Annotated in this window: 20 protein-coding genes, 1 tRNA gene and 1 pseudogene; 8 read left to right on the top strand and 14 right to left on the bottom strand. The window is 62.2% G+C overall.

Annotation, left to right across the window (positions count from 1 at the left end):
* Positions 1-60: 60 nt before the first annotated feature.
* The 10 genes from PXK07_RS17645 to PXK07_RS17600 all read right to left on the bottom strand — a co-directional run bounded on the left by PXK07_RS17645 (position 61) and on the right by PXK07_RS17600 (position 11072).
* A tRNA-Gln gene (locus tag PXK07_RS17645) sits at positions 61-135 on the bottom strand.
* 104 nt (positions 136-239) lie between these two features.
* On the bottom strand, positions 240-1244 hold the full coding sequence (locus tag PXK07_RS17640; RefSeq protein WP_274849662.1) for an NADPH:quinone reductase: 1005 nt from the start codon (positions 1242-1244) through the stop codon (positions 240-242).
* 130 nt (positions 1245-1374) lie between these two features.
* A complete protein-coding gene (locus tag PXK07_RS17635; RefSeq protein ID WP_274849661.1) occupies positions 1375-3033 on the bottom strand; it encodes a transcriptional regulator in 1659 nt (552 codons plus the stop codon).
* A gap of 278 nt (positions 3034-3311) precedes the next feature.
* A complete protein-coding gene (locus PXK07_RS17630; protein ID WP_274849660.1) occupies positions 3312-4241 on the bottom strand; it encodes an MBL fold metallo-hydrolase in 930 nt (309 codons plus the stop codon).
* A 210-nt stretch (positions 4242-4451) separates the two neighbouring features.
* Positions 4452-5612, bottom strand: coding sequence for an ABC transporter substrate-binding protein (locus PXK07_RS17625; RefSeq protein ID WP_274849659.1), 1161 nt, complete (start codon positions 5610-5612; stop codon positions 4452-4454).
* Between the two features lie 50 nt (positions 5613-5662).
* Positions 5663-7558: an AMP-dependent synthetase/ligase gene (locus PXK07_RS17620; RefSeq protein WP_274869798.1), complete on the bottom strand. Its 1896-nt coding sequence runs from the start codon at positions 7556-7558 to the stop codon at positions 5663-5665.
* A gap of 11 nt (positions 7559-7569) precedes the next feature.
* A complete protein-coding gene (locus PXK07_RS17615) occupies positions 7570-8343 on the bottom strand; it encodes an ABC transporter ATP-binding protein (RefSeq protein ID WP_274849657.1) in 774 nt (257 codons plus the stop codon).
* Positions 8343-9110, bottom strand: coding sequence for an ABC transporter ATP-binding protein (locus PXK07_RS17610; protein ID WP_274849656.1), 768 nt, complete (start codon positions 9108-9110; stop codon positions 8343-8345). The genes PXK07_RS17615 and PXK07_RS17610 overlap by 1 nt, the downstream gene beginning before the upstream one ends.
* Entirely contained in the window at positions 9107-10192 is a 1086-nt protein-coding gene (locus PXK07_RS17605) for a branched-chain amino acid ABC transporter permease (protein ID WP_274849655.1), read from the bottom strand. The genes PXK07_RS17610 and PXK07_RS17605 overlap by 4 nt, the downstream gene beginning before the upstream one ends.
* Positions 10193-10196: 4 nt before the next feature.
* Positions 10197-11072: a branched-chain amino acid ABC transporter permease gene (locus tag PXK07_RS17600; RefSeq protein ID WP_274849654.1), complete on the bottom strand. Its 876-nt coding sequence runs from the start codon at positions 11070-11072 to the stop codon at positions 10197-10199.
* Between the two features lie 316 nt (positions 11073-11388).
* Between PXK07_RS17600 and PXK07_RS17595 the strand changes: the two genes are divergently transcribed.
* Complete coding sequence (locus PXK07_RS17595; RefSeq protein ID WP_274849653.1) at positions 11389-12003, top strand: TetR/AcrR family transcriptional regulator; 615 nt, start codon at positions 11389-11391, stop codon at positions 12001-12003.
* A gap of 11 nt (positions 12004-12014) precedes the next feature.
* Here the strand turns inward: PXK07_RS17595 and pcaQ are convergent, their stop codons facing one another.
* Complete coding sequence (gene pcaQ / locus PXK07_RS17590; RefSeq protein ID WP_274849652.1) at positions 12015-12929, bottom strand: pca operon transcription factor PcaQ; 915 nt, start codon at positions 12927-12929, stop codon at positions 12015-12017.
* A gap of 92 nt (positions 12930-13021) precedes the next feature.
* On the opposite strand from pcaQ, the gene pcaC reads away from it, so the two are divergent.
* From pcaC to PXK07_RS17565, 5 genes are all read left to right on the top strand, one after another.
* Positions 13022-13426: a 4-carboxymuconolactone decarboxylase gene (gene pcaC / locus PXK07_RS17585; RefSeq protein ID WP_274849651.1), complete on the top strand. Its 405-nt coding sequence runs from the start codon at positions 13022-13024 to the stop codon at positions 13424-13426.
* 14 nt (positions 13427-13440) lie between these two features.
* Positions 13441-14181 (top strand): protocatechuate 3,4-dioxygenase subunit beta, encoded by a 741-nt coding sequence (gene pcaH / locus PXK07_RS17580; protein WP_274849650.1) that lies wholly within the window; start codon positions 13441-13443, stop codon positions 14179-14181.
* Positions 14181-14801 (top strand): protocatechuate 3,4-dioxygenase subunit alpha, encoded by a 621-nt coding sequence (pcaG, locus tag PXK07_RS17575; protein ID WP_274849649.1) that lies wholly within the window; start codon positions 14181-14183, stop codon positions 14799-14801. Before pcaH ends, pcaG begins: the two co-directional genes overlap by 1 nt.
* 12 nt (positions 14802-14813) lie before the next feature.
* Positions 14814-15644 (top strand): 3-keto-5-aminohexanoate cleavage protein, encoded by an 831-nt coding sequence (locus PXK07_RS17570; RefSeq protein WP_274849648.1) that lies wholly within the window; start codon positions 14814-14816, stop codon positions 15642-15644.
* 341 nt (positions 15645-15985) lie between these two features.
* Entirely contained in the window at positions 15986-16918 is a 933-nt protein-coding gene (locus PXK07_RS17565; RefSeq protein WP_274849647.1) for a CehA/McbA family metallohydrolase, read from the top strand.
* Positions 16919-16940: 22 nt separating this feature from the next.
* Here PXK07_RS17565 and cueR read toward each other — a convergent pair whose 3' ends face one another.
* A complete protein-coding gene (gene cueR / locus PXK07_RS17560) occupies positions 16941-17366 on the bottom strand; it encodes a Cu(I)-responsive transcriptional regulator (protein WP_274849646.1) in 426 nt (141 codons plus the stop codon).
* A pseudogene (locus tag PXK07_RS17555) lies at positions 17363-19879 on the bottom strand (heavy metal translocating P-type ATPase). Before PXK07_RS17555 ends, cueR begins: the two are co-directional and overlap by 4 nt.
* A gap of 330 nt (positions 19880-20209) precedes the next feature.
* Between PXK07_RS17555 and PXK07_RS17550 the strand changes: the two are divergent.
* On the top strand, positions 20210-21325 hold the full coding sequence (locus PXK07_RS17550) for an S-(hydroxymethyl)glutathione dehydrogenase/class III alcohol dehydrogenase (RefSeq protein ID WP_274849645.1): 1116 nt from the start codon (positions 20210-20212) through the stop codon (positions 21323-21325).
* Between the two features lie 158 nt (positions 21326-21483).
* Complete coding sequence (locus tag PXK07_RS17545; RefSeq protein WP_274849644.1) at positions 21484-22152, top strand: GntR family transcriptional regulator; 669 nt, start codon at positions 21484-21486, stop codon at positions 22150-22152.
* Here the strand turns inward: PXK07_RS17545 and PXK07_RS17540 are convergent.
* Positions 22149-23243 (bottom strand): M24 family metallopeptidase, encoded by a 1095-nt coding sequence (locus PXK07_RS17540; RefSeq protein ID WP_274849643.1) that lies wholly within the window; start codon positions 23241-23243, stop codon positions 22149-22151. The two genes, PXK07_RS17545 and PXK07_RS17540, sit on opposite strands and share 4 nt — an antisense overlap.
* Between the last annotated feature and the right edge of the window lie 356 nt (positions 23244-23599).

The raw sequence follows: 23599 nt of genomic DNA, 5'->3' as shown, positions 1-23599 counted from the left end.
ACGGGGGCGGTTTGGCTGTCTTGAGCAACCGGGCGTCATACTCTGTTGGGAAAAAGCCGATGGCTGGGGTGGTAGGATTCGAACCTACGATACACGGTACCAAAAACCGCTGCCTTACCACTTGGCTACACCCCATCGGTGAACGGCCTTCTAAAGCGAGTTCGAAAGCGGCGCAAGGGGTTTTTGAAAAAATCTGGACAGGTTTTTTTGCCTTGCACCGTCCTCCGGTTTCGAAAGGGTTAATTCATTGAGATCCCTGAGATTTGCAGCAGTACCGCACCGCTGCGAGCGCCGCCTTCCACCGCCTTGTGGGCCGCGGCGGCTTGATCCATCGGGAACACCTTTTCGATCGGAACAGACAGGGCACCCTCCTCCAGGGCGCGGGTGAGGCGCGCCACTGTGGCCTGCCGTTGCGGCGCGGTCAAAAGATAGATCAGGGCCATCTCAAGAGTCACGGCCTTGAACATCAAGGGGTAGAAGGGCAGCACCGGTTGCATGGCCTTCGCGGATCCATAGGCGGTGATCCGGCCATTGGGGGCGATGACGGTGGTATCGACCTCTGCATTGACGCCGAACTCCACCTCGACGATCAGATCGACCGGCTGCCCCTGGTTTGCCGCCAGGATCTGCTCGGCAAGATCCGAAGCCGCATAGTCAAGCACCACATCGGCGCCTGCGGCAAGGACACGATCCATCGCGGCCGGGGCGCAGGTGGCGATCACCCGTGCCCCGCCCCATTTGGCCAGTTGCACCGCCAGAAAGCCGACCGTTCCAGCCCCGCCCTGAACGAGGACCGTCTTTCCCGCCACCTCGCCGCCGGAGAACACCGTATGACAGGCGGTCAGCCCCGGTATGCCAAGGACAGCGCCGGTTTCCAGGCTGACACCCTCAGGCAGCGGGACGGCCTGTTCCTGCGGCAGGCAGATCTCGGTTGCTGCGGTGCCAAAGGCGCGCTGCCATTGCCCGTTCCAGATCCACACACGCTCGCCGATCCGCGCCGGATCCACACCCTCGCCCACCTCGCGGATCACCCCGGCGCCATCGCTATGCGGAACAATCGCGGGGAAGGGCAGCTCCGTCACCCCTGCCCGCGCCCCTGCACGCGCCTTCACATCCGACGGGTTTACCCCGGAAAAGGCAAGCTCGACCCGCACCTCTCCGGGGGCGAGGCTGGGGGACGCCAGCGCTTCCAGTGACAGGACATCCTCTGCGGTTCCAAAGGCGCGATATACGACAGCTTTCATGGGGGCGCTCCCTCTTCTCTCTTTGCCTCAGCCCACATCGGGGCAACGCGCACAGAGAACGCCAAAGCAACGCCTGGGTGCAAGATGTTTCGCGCCCCGGCTTATGAACCACAGACTGCCAAAGCCGCGGTTAGTCGGGTACTCCAGCCCGTTTCAACGCATCCGCCCATTCTTCGCCCACTCGGCCGACAGCGCCCGGGTATTCGGAGCGGTATTTGGACAGGCTGAAGGCGGGGGCCACGGCGAGCAGATCCTGAACCGTCTCGCGCGCTTCGGCACCGCGCCCGGACATTTCGAGGGCAATCGCCTTGGCCCGCAGGCTGGTTGGATAGCTGGCGTTGGCCTGCAGCGACCGATCAGCCAGTTCGATGGCCCGGCCGTAATTGCGCGCAGTCAGGTTGGCAATCGCGGATTCTGCATCGAAGTAATAGCGTTGCGGACCGAGCGGAGACAGGCGGCGGGCGGCATCGGTCAGCTTGACCGCCTCTTCCGGTCGGTCCTGATAGGCCCGCGTGGCCCCTTTGAGCAGCACCGCCAATGCCTCGTTCGGGTTGTCCTTCAGGGCCAGGTCGTATTCGTTTTGCGCCAGATCGAAGTGGAACAACAAGTGGCTGGAAATCACCCCCTTCAACGTATGGGCAAGGGAGAAGGCCGGATCGGCGTCCAGTGCCGAGGCTGCCAACTGGCTTGCCAGATGGGTATCCAGCTGCCGGTCGGTCGACAGGCCTTTCTGCACCCTCAGCACATGCCAGAACCCCATCCAGGTCAACGCCAGCGGATGGCGGGGTTCCCGCCCCAGAAGCACGTTCAGGATCTCGCGCGCCTTTTCAAAGGATGCCGGATTCATGTCCTGCATCAGGGAGATCGCCGCCATGAGAAGTGTATGCCCCTCCAGGCTTGCCAAGGGTCGGAAACCCGCGAGGCGCACCGCCTCCCCCACCAGGGTCTGGCCGATCTGACGCGTCGCATCGCGCAGCGCCTCGCTCTGGCCGGTCATCAGATCCGCCAGAGGCCCTTCGAAACTCCGGGACCAGATCACCTTTTCGCGCACCGCATCGTGCAATTCGATGTCCGCGATCATCTTTTGACCGCGCACATGAACGACACCGGACACCAGGTATTTCACCCCCGCCACCGATGACACTTCGGAGGGACGAATGCGGATCGGATCAAACTGCCGAGACGCCAGATAGGAGGTCACCGTGAAGGCCTGGCTGCGCGCCAGGCACCGGGACAATTCCTCCGACAACAAGGATCCCAGCGGCGAGGTATCCTCGCCCGGGGTGTGTTGCACAAAGGGGAGCACCGCGATCGGCGGCAGAAGATCGTCATGCAGCACTCGGCCCTGCGGCGCCTTGGCGCCCTCGTAGTGGTCGGTCTGCTTGGCTTCGAAATCGGCCCGCATCTGCGCCAGCCAGTTTTCAAAGCGGGTTTCGTGGGGCAGTTCGAACCCTTCCATGAATTCCGCGTTGGCTTCCGGTTCGATGAACTGAACCCGCGAGAGATCCAGGGTCACGCGTTCGCGGTTGGCCGTAATGGCCTTGGCCGCCTCGGGCCCCAAATGTCGCTTCAATGTGGAGAGCGCCGTGCGCAGGCTGGCTTTTGCCTGTTCAGGTTGAGCCAATCCCCACAGGGTGTGTTCGAGAAAGGCGCGCGTCCTGATGCCGGACCCCGAGGTGGACAATAAGGCAAGAAGCGCCTGGTGCTTGGCCCCCAAGGGGACACTGCTCCCATCGGCACGAAACACACCAAACGCGCCGAACTGATTTAACCTGATCGAAATACTCATAATTTCACCCAATCAACCGTGATCGTAAGGTCAAATTACAGCAATTTTACGCAAAGATGTAGTAAAAACGTATATTTTCAAAAAATGAAAACAATTAATGGATTGATTAACTCCTTAAGCTGATGGTTTTGCAATCAAAGATTGAGCAAAATGCAGGGCAGCGCCAAGCCGAACAGCCTGACCTCCCCCTGAAGTCTAAATATGATCCTTAAATGGCGCCAAGAACACCACGGAGCGACATAATCTTCCAAAACTATAAATTAAGTTCTGCCAAAAAGTCAGAGCGGAACAAACCTGTAACTGTCACCGCTGCGCTCGACCTGTCCCAAGCCCCCGTCGGGCAGATGATAGCCGATAACGCGCGTCTGTTCCTGTGCCAGTTGGTCAAGAAGCCTCACCCGTGTGGCCGCAGCGACCTGCGGATCGTGGTCTGTCCCCACATGCCAAGACGGTTCGGCAAAGCTCACGTGATGATTGCCGATGGCATCGCCCAACACCATCACGCTCTCGCTGCCCGAACGGAGCTCGAAGGACATATGCCCCGGCGTATGACCGAAGGTCGCCCGCGCCGCAACGCCGGGCAGAATTTCCTCACCATCCTTGAAACGGGTGATCTGATCTTCCAGGATCTCCATCCGGCGATATGCGCCAGCGGCCATCGTCGCGCGTTCATCCCCGATGGAATCGATCAGACCGGCATCGAACCAGTAATCCCACTCCTGCTGTCCAATCATATGTTCGGCATTGGCAAACAGCGGGTCGTCGAAATCATCCAAGACGCCCCACAGATGGTCCGGATGACCATGGGTGAAGACGACATGTGTCACATCCTCGGGAGAGAGACCTGCCGCATCCAGCGCCGCAGGCAGTTCCCCGGCACTGTCCTGGAAGGCCGCCCCAGAGCCTGCATCAAACAGCACCACATGATCCTCACTGCGCAGCAGGGTCACGTTGAGCGGTGGCTCCAATGGATCCTTGGTCAGCCCGTGGCGTGTCAGGATCGGTGCCAGTTGTTCCTCGCTCAGATCCGGGAACAGAAATCCCTTGGGCAGAAGCAGATTGCCATCCGACAGGGTCTGAACGGTCATCGAGCCAATAGTCAAAGGACCGGTTCCGGCAGAAACGGCAGTCCCCAGTCCGGGGTAGATCCCTGCCAGCGCAGCACCGGCACCGGCTTGTTTCAGAAAGTCCCGCCGTTTCATGATCATACCGCTCCCGCATGTTGTGGCCTTGGCGAATGTCGCGGTCCTGAGACTATCAAGCTCAGAGCGTTACATTCACTTCCCTGAATTTATATAGGCCCAGGGCAGACCGTGTAAAGTAAAACCGAAACTGCCTGGCCTGCATTGCTCGTCGCAAAAAGAAAACCGGCGCGCCAGAGCGCACCGGTTTCCCTGTCTTCGTCTATTTTCCGCGATTTACTGGCGGGCCAGCTCTTTCCATTTGCCGTTTTCGACGATGGAGATCACGATATCATCCGCGCCACGGTGATCATCCGCCGCATAGGTGATATTGGTGTCGGTCAGGTCGTCAAAATAGGTCAGGCTCTCCATCCCCTTGATGAAGCTTTCGTGGGTCAGATCCCGGCCTGCCGCCTCTGCCGCGCGAATGAGCGTGTCAGCCGCAGAATAGCCCAGCATCGCAAAACCACCGGCGGGCTGGCCGAACTTCTCTTCATAGGCCTTGATGAAGGCGGCCGGCACCGGTTCATCGGCGCGGGCAACCAGGCTGACCCAGCCGGAGGCTGCATAAAGACCATCGGTCACACCACCCGGGACCGCTGCAACCACGTCAAGGAAGCCTGCGGAGGTGTTCAGGAACTTCACGTCGGTCCAGCCAAGCTTCTTGGCAGTGCCGACGACGGTGATGCCCTGACGCACACCCAGCGCCATGGTGACCACGTCACAGCCAGCCGACTTCAGCTTGGTGAGCGAGCCGACGAAATCAAGCTCGTCCGGCTTGTGCGAGGTTTCAGCCGCATAGGACAGGCCAAGGCTTTCCGTGATATCCTTGGTGCTTTCCTGGATTTCCTTGCCGAAATCCGAAGGAATGTACATCGCGCAGACTTCCTTGGCGTCGAACTCGCCTGCGAGGTATTTCACCCCCACCTGCACCTGATCATAATAGCTGGAAAAGCCAATGAATTTGTTATCCATCGGATCTTGCAGCATCTGGCGCGCCGCCGAAAGCGGACCGAGGTTCGGGATGCCCTTGGGATCCATCAGCTTGAAGCCGGCCACATTCATCGGCGTGCCCAGCGACAGCAGCATGGCAAAGGCCTTGTCGCGGTTCAAAAGCTTGTTGTAGCCCTGCATCGCGCGCGGGATCTGGTAGCCGTTGTCCTCGACCACGAACTTGATCTGGCGCCCGTGCACGCCGCCGGCGGCGTTGAGTTCATCAAAGCGCATGTTGGCGCCATTGACCGCCGGCACACCAACCGCGGCAAAGATCCCGCTAAGATCGTTGACCGAACCGATGACGATTTCCGTGTCGGAAACCCCTTGCGTTTCGGCCTGAGCGGCGGTTGCGCCCGCAAGCGCCATCGCGGTCACTTTGAGCGCGGATGTCAGTTTCTTCATTTTCGCTTCCTCCCTGGATATGCGTTCGGCGTCCTTTTGCATGCGCGCCGTCAGTACATGTCGTCGATAAGTGCCTTGTGCTTCTTCTCCACGAAACTGCGCTTCAGCTTCATCGTTGCGGTCAGCTCGTCGTCCTCGGCGGTGAGCAGAACGTTGATCAGGCGGAAATCCTTGATCTGTTCGACCCGCGCGAACTCCTTGTTGACCGCTTCGACCTCTGCCCCGATCAACTGCACCACCTCCTCCGCGGCACAGAGCGATGCAAAGTCGCTGAAAGGTATCTTGCGGTCCTGCGCGAATTTCTCAACATTTTCCTGATCGATCATGATCAGACAGGTGAGATATTTGCGCGCATCGCCAATCACCACCGCATCCGAGATATAGTGGCTGAACTTCAACCGGCTTTCGATCTCGGCCGGGGTGATGTTCTTGCCGCCTGCGGTGATGATGATGTCCTTGATCCGGCCGGTGATGGTCAGGTTGCCCCGGTCATCCAGCCGCCCGACGTCGCCGGTGCGCAGCCAGCCATCCTCGGTAAAGGTCTCGGCGGTCTTTTCGTTGTTGCGCCAGTAGCCCTGGAAGTTGTTCAGGCCCATGGTCTGGATCTCGCCATCCTCGGCGATGCGCAGCTTGACGCCGGGAACAGCCGGTCCAACGGTGCCCGGCGCATTGGAGACGAATGTATTGGTCGTGGACAGGCCCGCGTTTTCCGTCATGCCGTAGCCTTCGATCAGTGGCACACCGATGGACCAGTACCAGGTCAGCAGCTCCGGCGAGATCGGCGCCGCCCCGGTGCCGCCCCGGCGCATCCGGTCCATGCCAAGCATCCGGCGCAGATTGCGCAGCACCAGGAAGTCCCAAATCGCATAATTGGCCGCCACGCCCGAGGGCACGGGCTTGCCATGCATCACATATTCGGCCCGTTTGCGCCCGGCCTGAACCGCCTTGTGGAAGGCCAGCCGCCCGATGGGGGTCGCCTCCTGCGCCAGGACCAGAACGCGGGAATAGACCTTTTCCCACACCCGCGGCACCGCAAAGAAGGTCGCAGGCGACACCTCCTGCATGTTGTCGAACACGGTTTCCGGGCTTTCGGCAAAATTCACCGTGCTGGTCGCGGCCAGCGGGAAATAGACCGACACGTTGCGCTCCAGAATATGGCACAGCGGCAGGAAGCAGAGCTGTTCGTCATTGCCGGTGAATTCCAGCGCCCGCGCGCCCGCCTCGACCGAGGCCAGGATATTCTCGTTGCTCAGCATCGCGCCCTTGGGCATGCCAGTGGTGCCCGAGGTGTAGATCAACAGCGCCGTATCCTCGGGCCGCGTCTTGGCGATCTCTGCCTCGTAGACGCCCGGGTGGCGGACCTCATAGGCCTTGCCCAGCTCATAGAGATCCTCGATGAACAGGCATTGATCGTGGTTGAGATCGTGCAGGCCTTCACGTTCGTAGATGATGACCTTCGACAGCCCCGGCACCTGATCTGCGATCTCCAGATACTTGTCCAGCTGCTCGTCGTTTTCGACGAACAGGAAGCGACTGTCGCTGTCATTGATCAGATAGGCCAGCTGTGAAGACGAGTCTGTGGTGTAGACACCGGAGGCAATGCCCCCGACCCCCTGCACGCCCATGTCGGAATAAAGCCATTCACGCCGGTCTTCGCTGAGGATCGACACCACCTCGCCGCGCTTGAGGCCCAGCGACATCAGGCCAAGGCCGATCCATTTGGCATGGTCCCAGTAGTCCTGCCAGGAATAGGCCTTCCAGATGCCCATGTCCTTTTCGCGGTGAGCGGTGCGCTGTCCCTGCGCCTCGCAGCGCTGCTGGAACAGTTTGGTGATGGTATCGCAGCCATCCACGACGACCGGGCGCTGTCCCGGTTCGGCATTGAAGGAGACACCGTTGATGACGACCTGCGGGTGTGTGGTCTGTCCAAGGTTTTGCATGTTCATCCCTTCCCCCTTTATCGCCAGGTCTTCTTGCGTTTCCAGCGCTTCTCGCCGCGCTGACCTTCTTCCTGGTGGCCCAGGTAGAAGGACTGGATATCCTCGGACTGCATCAGCCGGTCGGCGGTGCCGTCCATCACGATGCGGCCGATCTCCATCACATAGCCGACATCGGCCAGGTCCAGCGCGATGCGGGCATTCTGTTCCACCAGCATCATGGTCACATGTTCTTCCGCATTGAGCCTGCGCAGGATGGCAAAGATCTCCTGCACCAGGAGCGGCGACAGACCCAGGCTCGGCTCATCCAGCAGCATGATCTTGGGCCGCAGCATCAATCCGCGCCCGATCGCCAGCATCTGCTGCTGGCCACCCGACAGCGTGCCCGCCTCCTGATCGCGCCGTTCCGCCAAGATCGGGAAATAGTCGAACACCATTTCCCGGTCGCGTTCGATCTCGGCTTTGTCCGAGCGCGTGTAGGCGCCAAGGCTGAGATTCTCGTTCACCGTCAATAGCGGGAAGACCTCGCGCCCTTCGGGCACATGCACGATGCCGCGGCTGACGATCTTATGCGGCTCTTCGCCCTGAATGGGCGTACCGCCGAACAGCACCTCACCCTTTTCCGGGTCCATGATGCCCGAGATCGTCTTCAGCAGCGTGGATTTCCCGGCGCCATTGGCGCCCAGAACGGTGACGATCTGCCCCTTGTCCACCTTCAGCGACACGCCCCGGATCGCCATGATCGGCCCGTAGAAGCTCTCGAGGTTCTTGATTTCCAGCAAAGGCTCTCCCATCAGACCGCCCCCGCACCAAGATAGGCCTCGATCACGGCCGGGTTGGATTGCACCTCTGCCGGGGTGCCCTCGGCCAGTTTCGCGCCATCGGCCAGGGCCAGAACCCTGTCGGACACGCCCGACACCAGCCCCATGTCATGTTCGACCATCAATACCGTGATCCCCATCTGTTTGCGGATGTCATCGATCCACCAGCGCATGTCTTGCGTTTCTTCCACCGACAGGCCCGATGCGGGTTCGTCCAGCAGCAAAAGCCGCGGCCCCGAGGCCAAAGCCCGTCCCAGCTCCACAACCTTGCGCACCCCGTAAGGCAGGCCCGCGATCATCTTGTTGCGGTAGGGCTGCAGATCGAGGAAATCGATCACCTCTTCCACCGCCTCGCGGTGGCGGTGCTCCTCGGCGCGCACGCGGGGCGCAAAGAACAGCTCTTCGATCAGCGTGGACTTGCGATGGCGATGGCGCCCCACCAGAAGGTTCTGCAACACGGTGGCATGTTCGAACAGTTCGATGTTCTGGAAGGTACGCGCGATGCCGAGATCGGCAACCTCGTCCGGCGCACGGTCCAGAAGGTTCTGCCCGTCGAAGGTAAACTGCCCCGCGAAAGGTTCGTAAAAGCGCGATATCAGGTTGAAGACGGTGGATTTACCGGCCCCGTTCGGCCCGACGATGGCATAGACCTCGCCCTCTTCGACCGAGAAGGACAGATCGTTCACGGCCACCACCCCGCCGAATTTCAGCGTGGCATTCTTGATTTCCAGAAGGCTCATCTCAACCGCTCCGTCTTCAGGTAGGATTTCTGGCGGCGGAACATGTCCTTGCGCGCGAATGGGAACAGCTCGAACCAGATGCGGATCTTCAGCCAGCGGCCATAGATGCCCATGGGTTCGAACAGGATGAACAGGATCAGGATCATCCCGAAGACGCCCGTTTCCAGACCCGGAATGGCAACGCCGCCGCCGATCAGACCATCCTTCAGGATCGACAGGCCCTGCGGCAGGAAGGCCACCACGACCGCGCCAAAGAAGGCACCATGGATGGAGCCCAGCCCGCCAATCACGATCATCATCAACAGGGTGATGGAGATCACGATCGAGAAGGTCTCGTTGTTGAAGGTGCCCGCATAGTAGCCCATCAAGGCCCCGGCCCAGCCGGTGATCATGCAGGAAAGGCCAAAGGCGGTTGCCTTGGTGCGAGCGATGTGAACGCCCATGGCGGTGGCCGAGACCTCACTGTCGCGCACCGCCGCAAAGGCACGGCCCAGGGGCGAGCGCAGCAGGTTGCGGTAGAACAGCGTGCAGATGATGGTGACGACCAGAACCAGGTAGTAGAAGCGTGTCGGCATGGTCCAGCGCTCGATCTCCAACCCGAAGACGGTGATCATTTCCGGGAACTTGCCAGAGACACCGCCGGTCCAGGGCTCCAGCAGCACGATGATGTCATCGGCCAGGATCGACAGGGCGATAGTCGCAATCGCCAGGTAGATCCCATGCAGCCGCAGCGCCGGAATGGCGATGATGGCACCGACGACGCCGGTGATGATCCCCGCCAGCGGGAAGGCCACGATAAAGGGCAGCCCCTGCTCGATCAGGATCGTGTTGGTGTAGCAGCCGATGGCGAGAAAGGCCGCATGGCCGAGGCTGGCCTGGCCGGTCTGACCGGTCAGCAGCATCAGACCCAGCCCGGCGATGGCCCAGATCAAGACGTTGGTGACCTCACCGATATAGAACTCGTTGATCAGATACGGCAGGGCAAAGGCCAGCAGGATCAGCGCGCCATAAACGCAGGCTGTCCACAGATCGGGAAACAGGCGGATGTCCTGTTCGTAGGTGGTTTTGAAATGAATACGCATGCGATCAGACCTTCTTCACTCGGACCTGGCTGAACAGCCCGTGCGGGCGGAACACCAGCACCGCGAGGAGCAGCGCATAGGGCGCGATCTGCGAGTAGCCGGCCGCAAGGTAGCGCGCCGCGAAGGGTTCGATCACACCAACGATGAGACCACCTGCAAGCGCGCCCGGAAGCGAGCCGAAGCCACCGATGACCGCCGCCGCAAAGGCCTTGATGCCCAACAGACCCGCATTCGGATCAATGGCGCCCTTGGAGGCAAACAGGATCCCGGCCACAGCCGCCGTGGCCCCGGCCAGGCCCCAGATCAACCCCTGCACCCAGCGCACCGGAATACCCATGAAATAGGCCGCCATCTGGTTCTGGCTGGCCGCCTGCATCGCCAGCCCCAGCTTGGTGCGCTGGAAGAACTGGTAGAGCGACCATGTGAGCAGGAAGGTCACCACGATCACGGCCACGTCGGCCATGCCCAGCACCACGCCGCCCAGCTGCACATCCCCCAGTGCCAAGGGGCTTTCGAGCGTCTGCGGCTCATGCCCCCAGATCAGCCCGGCGACGAAGCGCAACACAAAGCCCAGCGCGATGGTCAGGATGACCACTGCGGTCTGACTCTGCCCGAACAGGTGCCGCAGGATGAAGAAATCCAGCAGGTATCCCAGAACCGCCATGATCGTGATCGCCAGCGGCGCCGCGATCCAGAACGGCAGATCCAAATACTCTGCATTGGTGAGGCCAAGGGTCACAAAGGCCCCCAGCATCATGAAATCGCCCTGGGCGAAATTGACCGCCTCTGTGGCCTTGTAGATCAGCACGAAGCCGAGCGCGATCAGGCCGTAGACACAGCCATTCGCAAGCCCGCTGACCAGGAGCTGCAATACTTCCAAAATTTCCTCCCCCCGCCCGGAATGGACGGTTTCTGACCCGAACATTGCCGGGCGAATGCGCCTATTTTACTGGGTTTGCGCGGTGCCTCCTCAAGCGGCGCAACCCTCTGGCGTCCAAAACAGACTACTGAGTATGTTTTTCCTCTGTCAATTGGTAAGACCCAGCGTCAGAATGGCAAAAAGCGGCTGTTTTTTGAGCAAGTGCCGTCCTAATGTGCGCCCCCCGATTTTTGCCGGTGTGTGGCCGTCACAGGGGACGGACAGCAGGCTCGGCCAGCCGCTTTGACACGAGTGAAACAACAACAGGCCTTGCAACATGCTAGAGCAAATCAGCGCCTCAAAAAGCGAAATCCTGGATGCGGCAGCCCTTTGTTTCATGACACTGGGGGCCAATGCGGCCTCGATCGATGATATCGCGGCCAGCCTGGGATCGACCAAGGGACGGATATATCACCATTTTCCCTCGAAGGGCGCATTGCTGGCGGCAGTTCAACTCCGGGCAGCACGGTTTACCTATGAGGCCGTGCATGAGGTCATCGACGATTCCCTCGCCCCCGAAATCTGCCTGCGGCGCATGGCGCGGGCGCATGTGCTGGAGGTGCTGCGCTCCCTGCCCTACCACAAGGTGATTCTCCAGACTTTCACCGGCGCCCGCGGCAAGACCCCGTCGAAAGCAGCCGAACAGGGGCTGCTGGCCCAGGTGCGTGCCGAACAGCGGCAGTATACCGAATTGTTCGCGACGCAGGTCTCGCGCGGAATGGCACAGGGCACCTTTGCCGGTCGCACCCTGCGGATCACGGTTGCGGGGCTGATGCTGACGCTGAACTCACCGGTCTTCTGGTATCAACCGGGGCGGGGCAACGAGGAGAGCTTTCGCAACACCGTGGCGGATGATCTGGCCGATATGGCTCTTGCCAGCCTGCGCGCCTGAAAGCCAGCTCCCTAGCCTTCGCAGATCCCCCTCAGCGCGGAACAGAAACGCGCTGCCGCCGCCGAAAGCTGATGTTCGCTGCGGATACACAGCCCCACGGGGCCAAGGGTGCTGTCGGTATTGAGCGGCAAAAGCGCCAGGACCTCCTCTTCTAGGTCAGCCCGCACAACCCCGTGGCTGATGATCCAGATCGCCTGATGGCACAGCGTGAAGCGGCGCCCGAAGGTGGCAGAGACCGTCTCGATCGGAAAACGTGGCACCGTCAGCCCCTGCTCCAGGAACATGCGCTCCACCAGGGGGCGGATGATCGATCCTTCCGAAGGCATCAGCACCGGATAGCTGTCAAAGGCCTCTGCGGGCAGCGGCCCTGCCCCGGCAAGCGGGTGATCCCGCGCCACAACCGCCACCACGCGTTCACGAAACAGAGGATCGAAATCCAGCCCCACCATGTGATCCGGTGCGGGCAGTCGGCCCACCACCACATCCAGATTGCCCCGCCTGAGCTGATCCAGCAGGTAGCGGTTGTCACCCGACACCACCGAAAAGCGGCTGTGGCTGCCCTCGGCCCGCAGCTGCGCCAGCGCATCCGGCACCACCGTGGCAGACACGGTTGGCAGCGCCCCGATGGCGACCCGTGGCCCTTCGGCCGCGTCCAACCCCTGCAACATCGCCACCCCGTCGCGGGCCAGCGCCAGGCTGCGCCCGGCATGATCGCGAAACATCTCCCCATAGGCCGAGAGGCGAATGCCGCGCCCGTGCCGCTCCACCAGCGGTTTGCCCACCACGCCCTCCAACTCGCGCAGGGTGCGGGTCACGGCAGGCTGGGTCATGCCCAGCGCCTCGGCGGCCTGGGTGACGCTTTCCTGCCGGGCCACCTCGACGAAAACCTCCAGGTGGCGCAGCTTCAGCTGGGCAGATAAACGCATATCATATCCGGTATGAAAATATCCAACTCATGGCATTATACAGACCTATTTTGATATGTGATAGTCTCTGCAGATCAAACGAGGAGGACGGGATGAGCGAGAGCCGCTTTGACCAAGGCATGAGCGTGCGCCGATCCGTGCTGGGCGATGCCCATGTGGACCGCGCCGAAGCCGCCAAGACCGAGCTGGACGAGGCCTTTCAGACCCTGATCACCGAAGGCGCCTGGGGCACTGTCTGGGCCTCCGACGGGATCAGCCGCCGCGAACGGTCGATGCTGACGCTGGCGCTTCTGGCGGCAATGGGTAATTTCGAGGAAATCCCGATGCACATCCGCGCCACCGCCCGCACCGGCGCCAGCCGCCAGGATGTGATCGAAGCCTTTCAGCATGTGGCGATCTATGCGGGCGTGCCCCGCGCCAACCATGCGCTGAAACTGGCGAAACAAACCTACGCCGAGATGGATGCCGAAGCCGCATCCCAAGCGACCAAGGCCTGAGGAGGAAAACCACCATGACCAAACCCAATCAGAACATGGCGGAATACTACCAGCGCGACCGCCGCTGGCACCCGCCCGCCTACGCCAAGGATTACAAGACCTCGGTGGCGCGCTCGCCCAAGTTCTCGCTGATCAGCCTTGAGAACACGCCGAGCGAGATCACCGGCCCGCGCTTTGGTCACAATGACCTTGCCCCCACCGACAACGATCTGATCTCGAACTACGCCCAGCCCGGCGAAAGCCCGATTGGCGAGCGCATCATCGTGCATGGCCGGGTGCTGGATGAAAACGCCCGCCCGGTGCCCAATACGCTGGTGGAGATCTGGCAGGCCAACGCAGGTGGTCGCTATCGCCACAAGAAGGACACCTATCTGGCGCCGATCGACCCGAACTTCGGCGGCTGCGGGCGGACCATCACGGATGAAAACGGCTACTACTACTTCCGCACCGTGAAACCGGGAGCCTACCCTTGGCGCAACTGGGTCAACGATTGGCGCCCGGCGCATATCCACGTCTCGGTCTTTGGCTCCGCCTTTGCCCAGCGGCTGATCACCCAGCTCTATTTCGAGGGCGACCCGCTGATCAAGAGCTGCCCGATTGTCGCAACCATCCCGGACCCCGACGCCATCGAGCAGCTGATCGCGCGCCTTGATATGAACGCGACCATCCCGCTGGATACCATTGCCTATAAGTTCGACATCGTGCTGCGCGGCCGCCGCTCGACCCTGTTCGAAAACCGCCTGGAGGGGAACTGATGCCACAACAGCTTGATTACCTGAAGGAAACCCCTTCGCAAACCGCTGGTCCCTACGTCCATATCGGCCTGGCACCGGGTGCCGCCGGTTTCCAGATCTACGATCAGGAACTGGGTCAGGACATCGCGGGCCCCAACGCCGCAGGTGAGCGGATCCGGGTCGAAGGTCTTGTCATCGACGGCATCGGATCGCCGGTGAAGGACGTGCTGCTGGAGGCCTGGCAGGCCAATTCTGCCGGTGTCTACGCGCATCCCGAACATGGCGGTGAGGTCGAGGAAGGTTTCCGCGGCTGGGGCCGTGTGATCACCGATTTCGAAACCGGCGAATGGGCGTTCGAGACCGTGAAGCCCGGCCCGGTGATGGGCCGCAACGGCCAGATGATGGCGCCGCATATCAATCTCTGGATCGTTGCGCGCGGCATCAACATCGGCCTCAACACCCGTCTTTATTTCGAAGATGAAGCCGAGGCCAATGCCTCTGACCCGATCATCAACGTGATCGAATGGGAGAAACGTCGCGAAACTTTGATCGCCAAGCGCAGCGAACGGGATGGTCAGACGGTTTATCGTTTTGACATTTGCCTGCAAGGTGAAGATGAAACCGTATTCTTCGACATCTGAGGAGCAACAGCGTTGAGCAAACCCTGCATCATCTGCGTGGCGATCACCGGCTCGGTGCCGCGCAAGGAACACAACCCGGCGGTGCCGATCACCATCGAAGAGCAGATCGAAAGCACCCAGGAGGCCTTCGAGGCGGGCGCGACGATTGCCCATTGCCACGTGCGCAATGACGATCAGACGCCGACCTCGGACCCGGAAAAATTTGGCCGCCTCCTGGAAGGTCTGAACAAGCATTGCCCCGGCATGATCGTGCAGCTGTCGACCGGCGGCCGCTCCGGCGCCGACAAGGAGCGCGGTGGCATGCTGTCCCTGCGCCCCGATATGGCGTCGCTCTCGGTGGGGTCGAACAACTTCCCCACCCGCGTCTACGAGAACCCGCCGGATCTGGTCGATTGGCTCGCCTCGGAAATGCGCAGCTATGAGGTGAAGCCCGAGATCGAGGCCTTCGATCTCAGCCATATTCACCAGGCGGTGAAGATGAGCCGTGAAGGTGCCATTCCCGGCAAGCTCTATGTGCAATTCGTCATGGGCGTGAAGAACGCGATGCCGGTGGACAAGGAGACCTTCGATTTCTACGTCCAGACGGTGAAGCGCCTTGCCCCCGATGCCGAATGGTGCGGTGCAGGGATCGGACCGGGTCAGATCGTGCTCAATGAATGGGCCATTGCTGCAGGCGGTCACACCCGCACCGGACTTGAGGACAACCTGCGCCTGGACCGCAACACCAAGGCGCCGTCGAACGCGGCGCTGGTCAAACGCGCGGTCGAGCTCTGCGAGAAATACGAGCGTCCCGTCGCCACATGGCAGCAGGCGCGTGAGATCCTGGACCTGCGCCCGGCCTGATTGGCCGAACTGACCTGGCTGAGTTCACTGGCCATACTGGCCGAACACAAGCATATGTAACGGCCTGCTCCGATTTCGGGGCGGGCCGTTACGTCATTTTGAGCCTTTCTCCCTTGCGGTTCATGCAGGGAAGACTAGGTAGATGCTGCGCGCGGCGGGGCTGTTTCGAGCCGCTCCTCCCTCGGCGCTGCCTGACCCCGCGTCAGCGACAGCCCCTCGCCGCGCGTGATCTCCTCCACTCTCACAGGCTGTGATCTCTGCCCCCGGGTGGCCCGCTTCACCTGTCACAGAACCATCATCAAAAGCAGCTACTGGCCGGGAAACACGGACAGGAGATCCCCATGCTGCACCCCGCCTTTGCCGCCCCCGGCGCATTCTATCGTGGCAATCTGCATTGCCATTCAAACCGGTCCGACGGTGTGCTGGATCCAGGCGAGGTCTGCCGCCGCTACAAGGCGGAAGGCTATGACTTCATTGCGCTGACCGATCATTTCGTTGGCCGTTTCGACTATCCGATCACCGACACGACCTCCTTTCGGGACGAGGTGTTCACCACCCTCCTTGGGGCCGAACTGCATTCCGGTGCCATGGAGAACGGCGAGCTGTGGCATATCCTTGCCGTCGGCCTGCCTTCGGATTTCGCGCCCTCGCATTCCCCCGACTTTCACCCCGTCGAGGGACAGGAAACCGGCCCGGAGATCGCCCGGCGCGCCCGCGATGCCGGGGCCTTTGTCGCCATTGCCCATCCGCATTGGTCGGGCATGACGCCGGCCGATGCGCGCGGCATCGACGCCGCCCATGCGGTTGAGATCTACAACCACACCTGCGCCGTCGGCACCGATCGCGGCGAAGGGGGCCATATGGCCGATCTGCTGCTGTCGGACGGGCAGGATCTGAGCCTGATTGCCACCGATGACGCCCACTTCAAAGGCCCCGACCACTTTGGCGGCTGGGTCATGGTCAAGGCCGAAGCCAACGAGCCCGACCTGCTGCTGGAGGCGCTGAAGGCCGGGCATTTCTACGCCTCGCAGGGCCCGGATCTGAAGGCTGTTGCCCTCAATGACGGCCATGTCGATGTGAGCTGTTCTGCTGCAACCACGGTACTGGTTCAGGGCCATGGTTCGGCAACGGCGATCGCGCATGGCGCCGCGCTGACCCAGGCGCGGATCCCGCTGGAACGGCTCAAGAACAGCCCCTGGCTGCGCGTGACGGTGGTCGACCGCGCGGGCAAGCGCGCCTGGTCCAATCCGATGGCAAACCCGATCTACGGCTGACGCAAACGAGTCACGGGCGGGGCTATTCCCCCTCCCTGCCCTGCGCCCCGGCACCCCCGCACAGCTCACCGGACAGATCCTTCAGGATCGGGCAGTCCGGTCGGTTGTCCCCGGCGCAGCACTGGACCAGCTCGGTCAGCGTATCGCGCATCGCCTGAAGGTCGGCAATCTTGGCCTCGATCTTGCCAAGGTGCTCCTGCGCCAGCTGCTTCACATCGGCGCTGGCGCGGCTTTCATCCTCATAGAGCGCCATCAGCAGGCGACAGTCCTCGATGCTGAACCCCAGGGCGCGGGCCCGGCCCAGGAAGGCCAGCTTATGCAGGTCCGCCTCCTCAAAGCAGCGATAGCCATTGGCGCTGCGATGAGGTTTGATGAGGCCGATATCCTCGTAGTAGCGGATGGTCTTGGCAGGCAGGCCGGAACGCCTCGCCACATCACCGATGTTCATGCGGTCACCTCCTTGCCGCCAACCGGATCTGCAGCACCGGCAACGGCTGTGGCTCTGCCCATGGTCGGCTTCAACCCGTAAAGACGCAGCGCATTGCTGAGCACGAAGACGCTGGAGCAGGCCATCGCCCCCGCCGCCAGCACCGGCGACAGCATCGGCCCGCCAAAGGGATAGAGCACGCCCGCCGCCACCGGAACCAACAGCACGTTATATCCGAAGGCCCAGAACAGGTTCTGACGGATATTGCGCAGGGTGGCACGGCTTGCGGTCAGCGCATTCACCACGCCGCGCAGATCGCCCGAGACCAGCACCACATCCGCTGCCTCGATCGCCACATCGGTGCCGGTGCCAATCGCCAGCCCCACATCCGCCGCCGCCAGCGCAGGCGCATCGTTGATGCCGTCGCCGACAAAGGCCAGCGCGCCATGATCTACGCGCAGCTTGTCCAGGGCCGCGACCTTGTCCCCCGGCAGGCAGTCGGCCACCACCAGGTCGATGCCGAGATCGGCGGCCACCGCATGTGCCGTCGCCGCGCCATCGCCACTGATCATGGCGACCTTCAGACCTTCGGCATGCAGCGCACGGATCGCCTCGGCACTCCCCTCTTTCACCGGATCCGCGACCGAGATCAACGCTGCGGCCTGGCCGTCCAGCGCGGCAAAGAACACGGTCTCGCCGCGTGCGGCCAGTGCCTTGGCCTGCCCGTCCAGAGCGGTGATCTCGACGCCTTCTCGCTGCATCAGGCGGGCGGCACCGATCAGCACCTCACGCCCCTCCACCCGGGCTTTGAGACCAAAACCCGGAATGGCCTCGACGCTTTCTGCCTCAGGAATGCCCTTGCCCGCAGCCGCAACCAATGCGCGGGCGATGGGGTGCTCGGAAGAGGCTTCGGCCGCCGCCACAAGCCGCAGCACCTCTTCGCGGGTGACCCCGTCAGCGCAGATCACATCGCGCAAGGCCGGGCGGCCTTCGGTCAGGGTGCCGGTCTTATCCAAGGCAACCACGCGCACCTCTTCCAGCCGCTGCAGCGCATCGCCCTTGCGGAACAGAATACCCATCTGCGCGGCGCGGCCGATGCCCACCATGATCGAGGTGGGCGTCGCCAGACCCATGGCGCAGGGGCAGGGGCAGGCGATGATCAGGACGGAAACCCCCGCCACAAGCGCAAAGGGCAAGGCAGGCGACGGGCCGAAGACGGACCAGACCAGCACCGTCAGCGCCGCCACACCCATCACTGCCGGGACGAACCACAGCGTGATGCGATCGACCATGCCCTGCACCGGCAGCTTGGCGCCCTGCGCCTGTTCCACCATGCGGATGATCTGCGCCAGGACCGTCTCGCCGCCGACCTTGGTGGCGCGGAACTCAAGCGGGCCATTGCCATTGATCGTGCCCGCCGTCACCGGATCACCGCTGGATTTCTGCACCGGGACGGGTTCTCCGGTGATCATGCTTTCATCAAGATAGGACGTGCCCGAGACCACCTCGCCATCCACCGCGACCCGCTCACCGGGGCGCAGACGGATAAGGTCGCCCGGCGCGATGTCATCCACCGCGGTTTCCACCGCCTCGCCGCCACTGACCACAAGGGCAGTCTTCGGCTGCAACCCGATCAGCGCCTTGATCGCCGCCCCGGTACGTCCCTTGGCGCGGGCCTCCAGATAGCGGCCCGTCAGGATCAGCACCACGATCACCGCAGCCGCCTCGTAATAGACGTTGGCCGTGCCTTGGGGCAAAATCTGCGGCAGGAAGGTCGAGATCACCGAGAACACATAGGCCGCCGCTGTGCCCAGCGCGACCAGAGAATTCATGTCGGGCGCCCCGCGCAGCAAGGCCGGAAACCCCTTGCGGTAAAACTGCAGACCGGGGCCGATCAGAACCAGCGTGGTCAGCAGGAATTGCAGGTAATAGCTTTGCTGGTGACCGATCACATCCATCACTCACAGGTGCACCCCTGGGATCATGTGGCCGCCCATTTCGATCACGAAGACCGGCAGTGCCAGGGCGGCGGCGATCAGAACCTCGCGGCCCAGGCTGCGGATCTCATCCGCCTTGCGTTGGCTGTCCTCTGCGGCCTCGTCCATGCCCTGGCCGCGCAACCGCGCCGGATAGCCCGCTGCCGTCGCGGCACGGGCCAGATCGGCACCGCGGGTGGCGCCGGTCAGATAGGTGACCTCGGCCCGCTCTGCCGCGAGGTTCACATCCGCGGCCAGAACCCCGGGCACGGCCCTCAGAGCCGCTTCGACCCGTCCCACGCAGGAGGCGCAGCTCAGCCCTTCGATCTGCAAGGTGACCGTGCTTTGCGCCGCCGGATAACCGGCGCGCACCAAGGCCTCGGTCAGATCCGACAGCGGTAGATCCGACGACGCGCTGACCTGGCCCTTGGCCGTCGCCAGGTTGACCGATGCGGATGTGACCCCTGCAACGCCCGCCAGGGCCCGCTCGGCCCGCCCCGCGCATCCGGCGCAGTTCAAGCCAGTGATCTGAAGCGCGATTTCCGTGTCATGTGCCATTTGAGACTCTTGGGTTATTTCTCCAGTGACGTTGGATATGGACCTTCCAGTCAAGGGAAGGTCAAGGGCAGGCCGGTAACATTTTTTCATTCCCCCTTTTCGCCCCCCATTGATGGCGGAGACAGACCCGTTTCAGCCGGAATTGAACCGCAGCCTGCCATCAGACCGGAATAGAGTTGCGAGGGATGCTTGCGCCCCGCAGTGGCCCATGCCACGCTGGCACAAGCCGGGCCGACTGGTCCGCAATGAAAAGAACAGGCAGCACATTTTAAATCCTGCCACGCAACTGGCCGTCACAGGGCCAGCAGACAGAAGCGAAGGAAACCACAGATGATCCGCACCCGCGCCGCCGTTGCCCTAGCCCCCGGCAAACCGCTTGAAATCATGGAGGTGAACCTCGAAGGCCCCAAGGCAGGCGAAGTCCTGGTGGAAATCAAGGCGACCGGCCTGTGCCACACCGATGAATTCACCCGCTCGGGCGACGACCCCGAGGGCATCTTCCCGGCGATCCTGGGTCACGAGGGCGCCGGCGTGGTGATCGAGGTCGGCGAAGGCGTCACCAGCCTGGAAGTGGGCGATCACGTGATCCCACTCTACACGCCCGAGTGCCGCGAATGCGAATACTGCCTCAACCCCAAGACCAACCTCTGCCAGTCGATCCGCGCGACGCAAGGCCAGGGCCTTCTGCCCGATGGCACCACGCGGTTCTCGATGCTGGATGGCACGCCCATCCACCACTACATGGGCTGCTCCACCTTCGCCAACCACACCGTGGTGCCGGAAATCGCGCTGGCCAAGGTGCGCAAGGACGCGCCCTTTGACAAGATCTGCTATATCGGCTGCGGCGTCACCACCGGCATCGGTGCGGTGATCAACACCGCCAAGGTCGAAATCGGCTCCACCGCCATCGTCTTCGGTCTCGGCGGTATCGGCCTCAATGTGATCCAGGGGCTGAAGCTTGCAGGCGCCGATCAGATCGTCGGCGTGGACCTCAACCCCGGCAAGGTTGAGATGGCCAAGCATTTCGGCATGACCGACTTCGTGAACCCCGCCGAGGTCGACGGCGATCTGGTGGCGCATCTGGTCGAACTGACCGGCGGCGGCGCCGATTACACCTTTGACGCCACCGGCAATGTGCAGGTGATGCGCACCGCGCTGGAAGCCGCGCACAAGGGCTGGGGTGAAAGCATCATCATCGGCGTGGCACCGGCCGGGGCCGAAATCTCCACCCGCCCCTTCCAGCTGGTCACCGGGCGCAGCTGGCGCGGCACTGCCTTCGGCGGCGCCTCGGGCCGGACCGATGTGCCCAAGATCGTGGACTGGTACATGGACGGCAAGATCGAGATCGACCCGATGATTACCCACAAGCTGACGCTTGATCAGATCAACGAGGGTTTCGAGCTGATGCACGAGGGCAAGTCGATCCGCGCCGTGGTGGAATTCTAAGGTCAGTTTTGACCCCAGACTGCAACAAGCACAGCGCCGCAGGTCCAAAGCCTGCGGCGCATATTCATTCAGTGGCCAATTCCTGCATCGCCTCTTTGCCCTCCTCACTATAGATATATATAGGAAAGCCGGTTCCCCTTGGTGCGAAAGGCAGAAGCTTGCAACTTCAGGTCCCCGATATCTCCAACCGCGAAAGTGCCGCGACCATCATCGTCGAGGCCCTGCGCAAGGCCATCATCGAAGGCGAGCTGCGCGATGGCGCGCCGCTGCGGCAGGAGGAAATCGCCAAGGCCTTCAACACCTCCCGTTTTCCGGTGCGCGAGGCGCTGAACCGGCTGGAACAGCAGGGTCTGGTCAAGGCCCAGCGCTACAAGGGCGCCGTGGTTGCGACCCTGTCGATGCAGGAGGCTGGCGAAGTCTTCGACCTCCGGACCCGGCTGGAATCCGATGTGATCCGGGCAGCCGTGCCCAAGATGACCTCCGATATCTTTGATCAGGCACAGGACTATCTGGACCGCTTTGCGGCCACCGACGATCCCATGCTCTGGGGCGAGCTCAACCGCAAGTTCCATGGAGTACTCTATAGTGCCAGCGGGATGCCCTACCACATCCAGGTGATCGAGAACGCCATCGACCGGATCGACCGATACCTGCGGGCGCAGCTGGTCTTGAGCGGCGGCGTGAACCGCAGCACCGAGGAGCACCGCGCGATCCTAGCCGCCTGCGTGGCGGGCGACGCCGAGGAGGCCGCCCGCCTGACCCAGGCGCATATTCAGGACGCCAAGGCGTCCCTCCAAGAACAGCTGCGATCTTCCACCCGGACCTAGCCGACGATCATCAGCTCTTTTGGAAAGGTGGTCAGGCTCCGGCAGCCCTCTTCGGTGATCAGCACGTCGTCTTCGATCCGAACCCCGAACTTGCCCGGGGCGTAGAGTCCCGGCTCGTTGGTGTAGACCGTGCCTGCAGGCAGCACCTGGTGATTGCCCCGCATGATATAGGGCGCCTCATGCACATCGCGGCCCAGCCCGTGCCCTGTCTTGGTGCGGATCCGGTCGGCATAGGGGGACGCCTCCAGCACCCCCGTCACCACATCGTCGATCTGATGGGCCGTCACCCCGGCGCGGGTGACCTCGAGCCCGGCCAGATTGGCGCGCAGGACAGTGTCATAGACCGCACGGCCCTCCTCGCTGACGTCACCGACAAAGACGGTGCGGGTGATATCGGCGCAGAACCCGTCTTTGCGCGCGCCAAAATCAAACAGCAGCGCGTCGCCCGGCTGAATGCGGTAGCCCGCGCGCGCATGGGCATGTGGGCGCGCAGAATTGTCCCCGGCAGCCACAATGGGCGAGAAAGCCAGATCATCGGCCCCTTGTGCAAACAAGGCCTGGATCAGGGCGGCCTCGACCTCCTTTTCACTCTGCCCGACACGCACCCCGTCCAGCACATGCGCCAGGGCACGCTCCGACAGGGTGATGGCCGCCTCAAGTGCCGCGATATCCGCCGCTGTCTTGATCATCCGCAGGCCGGAAATCTCGCGCTCCGCGTCCAGGATTTCCAGATCCGGCATCGCCTGTTTCAGCGCGTGATGCACGAAAACCCGCATGACCTGCCCTTCGACAGCCAGGCGCTGCATTGGCAGATGCGATGCCAGCGCGGCAAAGGCCGCCGCGTACCCGTCCTGATCGCGCCAATCAAAGACAGCACCGGCAAAGCCCACCTGCTCCCAGGAGCCCAGTTCCAGGTTCGGAACAATCGCCACCGGCGGCGCCTCGGCGGGGATCACCAGAACAAAGGGGCGTTCATGGCTCATGAACCCCTGCCCCAGCGCCCGGGTGAAATTCGGCCCCGGCACCAGCGCCAGCGCATCCACGTTCAAGCCAATTGCAAGCTGGCGATAGTCATTCAACCCATCCGACATCGGGCATCTTCTCCTTCACGCTGCACCACGAGCGCAGCTCTTCCGCGGCGCGGCGCCGCAGCCCCACGTTAACCTTTCGCTAAGAACTGGCGCAAAAACGCTACAAATTTCCCTAAAATTTTAATTTCTGCGGCCAAACGGGCACAAATCTCCCCGTTTCAGCGCTTGCCGTGCTATTCCAACTCTAGACAGAAGACAAAAAATAGTCGCATCATGTCCAAAATTATGCCGCAAAGACGGCAATTGGGCAAAACATACAGGCAATAGTCCAGGTGATCGCTTAGGGTCAGGACCCATTGATTTCCGTCCAGCGGCGTGATTCACGGTTCGAAAATCGAGCGGTAACATGTCTGATC

This window comes from Phaeobacter sp. QD34_24 (assembly GCF_028890115.1).
In the GTDB taxonomy this organism is placed as follows: domain Bacteria; phylum Pseudomonadota; class Alphaproteobacteria; order Rhodobacterales; family Rhodobacteraceae; genus Phycobacter.
The sequence above is the reverse complement of the archived record's forward strand: the minus strand, read 5'-3'. Positions and strand labels throughout refer to the sequence as shown.

What these genes read in the sequence shown, in the direction of transcription:
- PXK07_RS17640 (WP_274849662.1), bottom strand. Translation starts at nt 1,244, where the DNA reads ATGAAAGCTGTCGTATATCGCGCCTTTGGAACCGCAGAGGATGTCCTG.
- pcaH (WP_274849650.1), top strand. Translation starts at nt 13,441, where the DNA reads ATGACCAAACCCAATCAGAACATGGCGGAATACTACCAGCGCGACCGC.
- PXK07_RS17630 (WP_274849660.1), bottom strand. Translation starts at nt 4,241, where the DNA reads ATGATCATGAAACGGCGGGACTTTCTGAAACAAGCCGGTGCCGGTGCT.
- pcaQ (WP_274849652.1), bottom strand. Translation starts at nt 12,929, where the DNA reads ATGCGTTTATCTGCCCAGCTGAAGCTGCGCCACCTGGAGGTTTTCGTC.
- cueR (WP_274849646.1), bottom strand. Translation starts at nt 17,366, where the DNA reads ATGAACATCGGTGATGTGGCGAGGCGTTCCGGCCTGCCTGCCAAGACC.
- PXK07_RS17610 (WP_274849656.1), bottom strand. Translation starts at nt 9,110, where the DNA reads ATGAGCCTTCTGGAAATCAAGAATGCCACGCTGAAATTCGGCGGGGTG.
- PXK07_RS17565 (WP_274849647.1), top strand. Translation starts at nt 15,986, where the DNA reads ATGCTGCACCCCGCCTTTGCCGCCCCCGGCGCATTCTATCGTGGCAAT.
- pcaC (WP_274849651.1), top strand. Translation starts at nt 13,022, where the DNA reads ATGAGCGAGAGCCGCTTTGACCAAGGCATGAGCGTGCGCCGATCCGTG.
- PXK07_RS17605 (WP_274849655.1), bottom strand. Translation starts at nt 10,192, where the DNA reads ATGCGTATTCATTTCAAAACCACCTACGAACAGGACATCCGCCTGTTT.
- PXK07_RS17635 (WP_274849661.1), bottom strand. Translation starts at nt 3,033, where the DNA reads ATGAGTATTTCGATCAGGTTAAATCAGTTCGGCGCGTTTGGTGTGTTT.
- PXK07_RS17595 (WP_274849653.1), top strand. Translation starts at nt 11,389, where the DNA reads ATGCTAGAGCAAATCAGCGCCTCAAAAAGCGAAATCCTGGATGCGGCA.
- PXK07_RS17615 (WP_274849657.1), bottom strand. Translation starts at nt 8,343, where the DNA reads ATGGGAGAGCCTTTGCTGGAAATCAAGAACCTCGAGAGCTTCTACGGG.
- PXK07_RS17620 (WP_274869798.1), bottom strand. Translation starts at nt 7,558, where the DNA reads ATGAACATGCAAAACCTTGGACAGACCACACACCCGCAGGTCGTCATC.
- PXK07_RS17540 (WP_274849643.1), bottom strand. Translation starts at nt 23,243, where the DNA reads ATGTCGGATGGGTTGAATGACTATCGCCAGCTTGCAATTGGCTTGAAC.
- pcaG (WP_274849649.1), top strand. Translation starts at nt 14,181, where the DNA reads ATGCCACAACAGCTTGATTACCTGAAGGAAACCCCTTCGCAAACCGCT.
- PXK07_RS17550 (WP_274849645.1), top strand. Translation starts at nt 20,210, where the DNA reads ATGATCCGCACCCGCGCCGCCGTTGCCCTAGCCCCCGGCAAACCGCTT.
- PXK07_RS17625 (WP_274849659.1), bottom strand. Translation starts at nt 5,612, where the DNA reads ATGAAGAAACTGACATCCGCGCTCAAAGTGACCGCGATGGCGCTTGCG.